The organism is Meridianimarinicoccus zhengii, assembly GCF_003254465.1.
Lineage (GTDB): Bacteria > Pseudomonadota > Alphaproteobacteria > Rhodobacterales > Rhodobacteraceae > Meridianimarinicoccus > Meridianimarinicoccus zhengii.
Window position 1 is genome coordinate 1 of record NZ_QDFI01000132.1, and the last position, 5,328, is coordinate 5,328.

General features: G+C 67.5%; 8 protein-coding genes. 5 read left to right on the top strand and 3 right to left on the bottom strand.

Annotation, left to right across the window (positions count from 1 at the left end):
- Nucleotides 1–67: 67 nt before the first annotated feature.
- From DDE13_RS21655 to DDE13_RS21665, 3 genes are all read right to left on the bottom strand, one after another.
- Complete coding sequence (locus tag DDE13_RS21655) at nucleotides 68–574, bottom strand: SixA phosphatase family protein (RefSeq protein ID WP_111406283.1); 507 nt, start codon at nucleotides 572–574, stop codon at nucleotides 68–70.
- Nucleotides 575–585: 11 nt separating this feature from the next.
- Nucleotides 586–1,452 (bottom strand): acetylglutamate kinase, encoded by an 867-nt coding sequence (gene argB, locus DDE13_RS21660; RefSeq protein WP_111406290.1) that lies wholly within the window; start codon nucleotides 1,450–1,452, stop codon nucleotides 586–588.
- A 148-nt stretch (nucleotides 1,453–1,600) separates the two neighbouring features.
- Nucleotides 1,601–1,897: a DUF1244 domain-containing protein gene (locus DDE13_RS21665; RefSeq protein WP_111406284.1), complete on the bottom strand. Its 297-nt coding sequence runs from the start codon at nucleotides 1,895–1,897 to the stop codon at nucleotides 1,601–1,603.
- Between the two features lie 241 nt (nucleotides 1,898–2,138).
- Here DDE13_RS21665 and pyk point away from each other — a divergent pair, with 241 nt between their 5' ends.
- The 5 genes from pyk (at nucleotide 2,139) to mscL (ending at nucleotide 5,209) form a co-directional block, all read left to right on the top strand.
- Entirely contained in the window at nucleotides 2,139–3,584 is a 1,446-nt protein-coding gene (gene pyk, locus DDE13_RS21670) for a pyruvate kinase (protein WP_111406285.1), read from the top strand.
- A gap of 130 nt (nucleotides 3,585–3,714) precedes the next feature.
- Complete coding sequence (rpmI, locus tag DDE13_RS21675; protein ID WP_111406286.1) at nucleotides 3,715–3,915, top strand: 50S ribosomal protein L35; 201 nt, start codon at nucleotides 3,715–3,717, stop codon at nucleotides 3,913–3,915.
- A gap of 12 nt (nucleotides 3,916–3,927) precedes the next feature.
- Nucleotides 3,928–4,290 carry a 50S ribosomal protein L20 gene (gene rplT / locus DDE13_RS21680; RefSeq protein ID WP_111406287.1) on the top strand — a complete coding sequence of 121 codons (363 nt, stop codon included), beginning with the start codon at nucleotides 3,928–3,930 and terminating at the stop codon, nucleotides 4,288–4,290.
- A gap of 228 nt (nucleotides 4,291–4,518) precedes the next feature.
- On the top strand, nucleotides 4,519–4,722 hold the full coding sequence (locus DDE13_RS21685; protein ID WP_111406288.1) for a hypothetical protein: 204 nt from the start codon (nucleotides 4,519–4,521) through the stop codon (nucleotides 4,720–4,722).
- A gap of 88 nt (nucleotides 4,723–4,810) precedes the next feature.
- Nucleotides 4,811–5,209 carry a large-conductance mechanosensitive channel protein MscL gene (gene mscL / locus DDE13_RS21690; RefSeq protein WP_111406289.1) on the top strand — a complete coding sequence of 133 codons (399 nt, stop codon included), beginning with the start codon at nucleotides 4,811–4,813 and terminating at the stop codon, nucleotides 5,207–5,209.
- Nucleotides 5,210–5,328 lie beyond the last annotated feature (119 nt).

The following is a 5,328-nucleotide window of genomic DNA, read 5'->3' on the forward strand; positions in this document are numbered from 1 at the left end:
GAGTGCTACAACTTCTTCAAGGCCGCCGGATACGGAACCGATTAAACGCGACACGCTCTAGCCTAAGTCAGTCCGTCAGGTCGCGCGGCACCACGAAATCGACGGCGCGGCCCGTGAAGGGCACGATGTCCGCCCAGTCGTCCACGTCGAAATCGGCGACCAGCGTGGCCAGCGTCGGGTAGCGGGCGAAATCCGCATGGCCGGGCCGGTCGGCCAGCAGGCCGGATGCCAGCGAGCCGATGCCGGGATTGTGGCCGATCATCGCCACCACCGCGCCCGACGCCCCCTGCAAAGCGCCCAGCATCCGGCCGGGTTCGGCGAGGTAGAGATCCGGCCGCAGGGTCGGGGCCGGGGCATCGGGCAGAAACGGCGCGATGCGTGCCCAGGTTTCCCGCGTGCGCGCAGCGTCCGAACATAGCACCTCGTCGGGCACGTAGCCGTGCTTCGCCAGCCACGGGCCGATCACGTCGCAGGCCGCCCGCCCGCGCGGGTTGAGTACGCGGGCATGATCCGTCGCGTCGCCATCGGTCCAGTCGGATTTCGCGTGACGCATCAGGATCAGGCGTCGGGGCATCGGCGGCTCCTTCAGGCGGAGCGGATCAGCGACCCGGCCCCGTGGTCGGTGAACAGTTCCAGCAGGCAGGCATTGGGCGCTCGCCCGTCGAGGATCACGGCCGCCCGCACCCCGGCCCGCAGCGCGGCGAGCGCGGTTTCCGTCTTGGGGATCATGCCGCCCGCGATCACGCCTTCGGCGGTCAGGTCGCGGATCTGGGCGGCTGTCAGTTCGGTCAGGACTTCGCCCGCGGCGTTCCTGACGCCATCCACGTCGGTCAGCAGCAGCAGCCGCCGCGCCTTCAGCGCGCCCGCGATGGCGCCCGCCGCCGTGTCGCCGTTCACGTTGTAGCTCTGGCCGTTCTCGTCCACGCCCAGCGGTGCGATGACCGGGATCATCCGCGCCCCGAACAGTGCGCGCAGAACGCTCGTGTCCATCCGGTCGGGCGTGCCCACGAACCCCAGCGCCGGATCGGTCTGGCGGCACAGCATCAGGTTGCCGTCCTTGCCCGACAGGCCCACGGCGCGCCCGCCCTCGGCGTTGATCGCGGCCACGATACGCTTGTTTATAAGGCCCGCCAGCACCATTTCCACCACGTCCATGGTCGCGGCGTCGGTGACGCGTTTGCCGTTCACGAATTCCGACGTGATGTTCAGCCGCCCGAGCATGTCGTTGATGGCCGGCCCCCCCCCGTGCACCACCACGGGGTTGACCCCAACCTGGCTCATCAGGGCGATGTCGCGGGCGAAGCTGCGCATGGCCTCGTCGCTGCCCATGGCGTGGCCGCCCAGCTTGATGACGATGGTCGCGCCGTTGAAACGCTGGAGATAGGGCAGGGCTTCGGACAGGGTCCGGGCGGTTGCGAACCAGTCGAGTTCGGCGGCGTTCTGGCGTTTCATGGGCGGCATTCCCGGATGTGTCAGGGGGTGTTAGCGGCTCTGCCGGGCGGTGCCAAGGGCGCAGGCGGGTGCGCCGGGTTCGCGTCGGACCGGCGTATGACTTTCGTATGACTCGCGTATGACTCCCGTATGATCCGGGCGGCGCGGTTCAGTGCGCCTTGGGGGCGGTGTCGAACGCGGCCTGCTGGTCCGCGCTCGCCTCACGCTGATACGCCGCCTTCCATTCCGCATAGGGCATCCCGTAGACGGCTTCGCGCGCCGCGTCCTTGTCCATGTCGACGCCGCGTTCCGCAGCGGCCTCGTGGTACCAGCGGCTGAGACAGTTGCGGCAGAAGCCCGTGAGGTTCATCATGTCGATGTTCTGCACGTCGGTCCGGTCGCGCAGGTGGTCGCGCAGGCGGCGAAAGGCGGCGGCTTCAAGCTCGAGGCGGGTCTGGTCGTCCATGGTGCAAGCTCCCCTGTCGGTGCCGGTCCGGTATAGGGATCATGCCCCGGCCACCACAAGACCGCGCATCGGCCAGCGCCTGTCGAACCGATGTCACAGCGCCCTGCGATACATGGGCGCGCCGGGTGTGGGCGCTTGCCCGAACGGCTAAAATGCGCCAAGAGCGGGGCAGTCCGTGTTACCGCTATCGCCCCCCGCGGCAAGCCCGCGTCAGGGACAGTCAACATAAGGGGAGGTGCCCATGCACCGCGACCGCAACATCAAGATCGTGGCCACGCTGGGGCCCGCATCGAATGATTACGAGATGATCAGCGCGCTGTTCGAGGCCGGGGCAGACGTGTTCCGCCTGAACATGAGCCATGGCGATCACAGCGAGATCGCCGCGCGCCACGCGATCATCCGAAAGATCGAAAAGGAATACGGACGGCCCATCGCGATCCTTGCCGACCTGCAGGGGCCGAAGCTGCGCTGCGGCGTGTTCGCCAACGGGTCCGAGATGCTGAAGGTGGGCCAGTCCTTCCGGTTCGACCTCGACAGCGCCGAGGGCGACGCCACGCGGGTGAACCTGCCCCATCCCGAGATCTTCGAGGCGCTGGAACCGGGGGCGACCCTGCTGGTCAACGACGGCAAGATCCGCGTGAAGGTCGATGCCTGCGGCCCGGATTTCGCCGATTGCAAGGTCGTCGCGGGCGGCGAGATTTCCAACCGCAAGGGCGTGAACGTGCCCGACGTGGTGCTGCCGCTGGCGGCCCTGTCGGAAAAGGACCGGCGAGATCTGGAATTCGTGTGCGAACTGGGCGTGGACTGGCTGGCGCTGTCCTTCGTGCAGCGCGTGGCTGACGTGACCGAGGCGCGCGAACTGGCGCAGGGCCGCGCGGCGATCCTGTCCAAGATCGAGAAACCCGCCGCCGTGGCCGCCTTCGATTCGATCCTCGAAGCGTCGGACGGGATCATGGTCGCGCGCGGCGACCTGGGTGTGGAGCTGCCGGTGCAGAACGTGCCGCCGATCCAGAAGCAGCTGATCCGCAAGTGCCGCAAGGCGGCCAAGCCGGTCATCGTGGCGACGCAGATGATGGAATCGATGATCGAAAGCCCGGTGCCCACCCGCGCCGAGGTGTCGGACGTGGCGACCGCCATCTACGAAGGCGCGGACGCGGTCATGCTGTCGGCGGAATCGGCTGCCGGGTCGTTCCCGGTCGAGGCGGTCACGACGATGAACAACGTGGCCGTGGAGGTCGAGCGCGACCCGAACTATCGCAACATCATCGAATCCTCGCGCGAGGTGGTCCGCACGACCGTCGCGGACGGCATCGTCGCCGCGACCCGCGAACTGGCCGAGGCTTCGGGGGTCAAGGCGATCTGCTGCTTCACCCATTCCGGCACGACCGCATCGCTGGTCGCGCGCGAGCGTCCCGCCGTGCCGATCATCGCGCTGACGCCGTTCATCAACACGGCGCGGCGGCTGAGCCTGACATGGGGCATGAACTGTGCCGTGACCGAGGAAGTGGAGCGGTTCAAGATGGCCGTGGTCAACGCCGCACGGGTGGCGCGCGCCATGGACATCGCGGGACCGGAGGATTTCATCGTCGTCACCGCGGGCGTGCCGTTCAACACGTCGGGCACCACGAACATCCTGCGCGTCGCCCCCTGCGAGGAGCGGCTGATCTTTTCCGCCGAGCCAGTGTGATCGGGCCCGTCTGACGGGCTTGGCCCTTGCCCCGGCGCGCCGCTTGCGCTAAGCGGCGCGCTCAAGACCCGCGCGGCAGGCCGAGAGGCATGCCTTGCCGTGCGTAACCCGCCCAAAGAAGGAGTCGGAAATGCCCAAGATGAAGACCAAGTCGAGCGCGAAGAAGCGCTTCAAGGTGACGGCCACGGGCCGCGTGGTGGCTGGCCAGGCCGGCAAGCGCCACGGCATGATCAAGCGGACGACGAAATTCATCCGGACGGCACGCGGGACCACGATCCTGTCGAAGCCGGACGAGAAGATCGTCAAGTCCTACATGCCCTATCACCGCTAAGGAGGCCCGGATATGTCGCGCACCAAAGGGGGCACGGTCACCCACGCCCGCCACAAGAAAGTCACCGACGCCGCCAAGGGTTACTATGGCCGGCGCAAGAACACGTTCAAGGTTGCCGCGCAGGCGGTGGACAAGGCGAACCAGTACGCCACCCGCGACCGCAAGACCCGCAAGCGCAATTTCCGCGCCCTGTGGATCCAGCGGATCAACGCCGGTGTGCGTGAAGTCGATGCGACCATGACCTATTCGCGGTTCATCAACGGTCTGACGCTGGCCGGGATCGAGGTGGACCGCAAGGTTCTGGCCGATCTCGCCGTCAACGAACCCGCCGCGTTCAACGCGATCGTGGACAAGGCCCGCGCCGCGCTGGCCTGAGCCGCGCCGAGGGCTTGTCGTCTTGCCGCCGTCCGGAGTGATCCGGGCGGCGGTTTCGCGTTCTGGCGGGGCCAAGCGTGCCGCCCCCCTGTCGGCGGGCGTCCGCCGGGCGCGGCGGCCGATCGGCGGGCATCTGCCCGTGGACGCCACGGAAAGGCATGGGGTGGTGGAACAAACCCCGCCGGTCATGCGTCATCCCCCGCACTGAGCTTTGCGAAAGGATGAAGCATGGCACGAAGAATGATCTGCAGTCTTGCGTTGCTGGCCGGGCTGTCCGCCTGCGGGCAGACCGACCTGGAACGTACCACGACCGGCGCCGTCATGGGCGGTGCCGCGGGGCAGGTGGTGGCGGGCGATCCGCTGACCGGCGCTCTCATCGGCGGCGCGGCGGGGGCGACCTGCCGGGCGCTGGGAACCTGCCCGAATAATTGACGGGCGCGCCCGTGCGGGCTTGCCGCAAGCCCGCGCGGGCGGCATCCTGACCGCGCATCCGCAACGGGTGCTTTTGCGGAGATCATGGATGCTCAAGGAATTTCAGACCTTCATCGCGCGCGGCAATGTCATGGACATGGCCGTGGGGATCATCATCGGTGCCGCCTTCACGGGCATCGTCAATTCGCTGGTGGGCGACATCATCACGCCGATCATCGGGCTGCTGACCGGCGGGGTCGATTTTTCGGGACTGGGTATCGCGCTTGGCGCGGGCGACAATGCGGCGGTGCTGGCCTACGGGAACTTCATCACCGCGGTCATCAATTTCCTCATCATCGCCTGGGCGGTTTTCCTGCTGGTCAAGGCGGTCAACCGGGTCAAGGACGCGGCCTTCGGCGCGGCGGAACCGGAGACCGCGGCCCCCGCGGAGCCGACCGAGAAGGAACTGCTGGCCGAGATCCGGGATGCGCTGAGGTCGCGCGGCTAGGGCGTGCCGCGTTCATCCGCGTTCACGCAACCGGACCTGACCTCTCGATATCGCATGTTCTAGAGCGTGTCGCGTTTAATCGGTTCCGTATCCGGCGGCCTTGAAGAAGTTGTAGCACT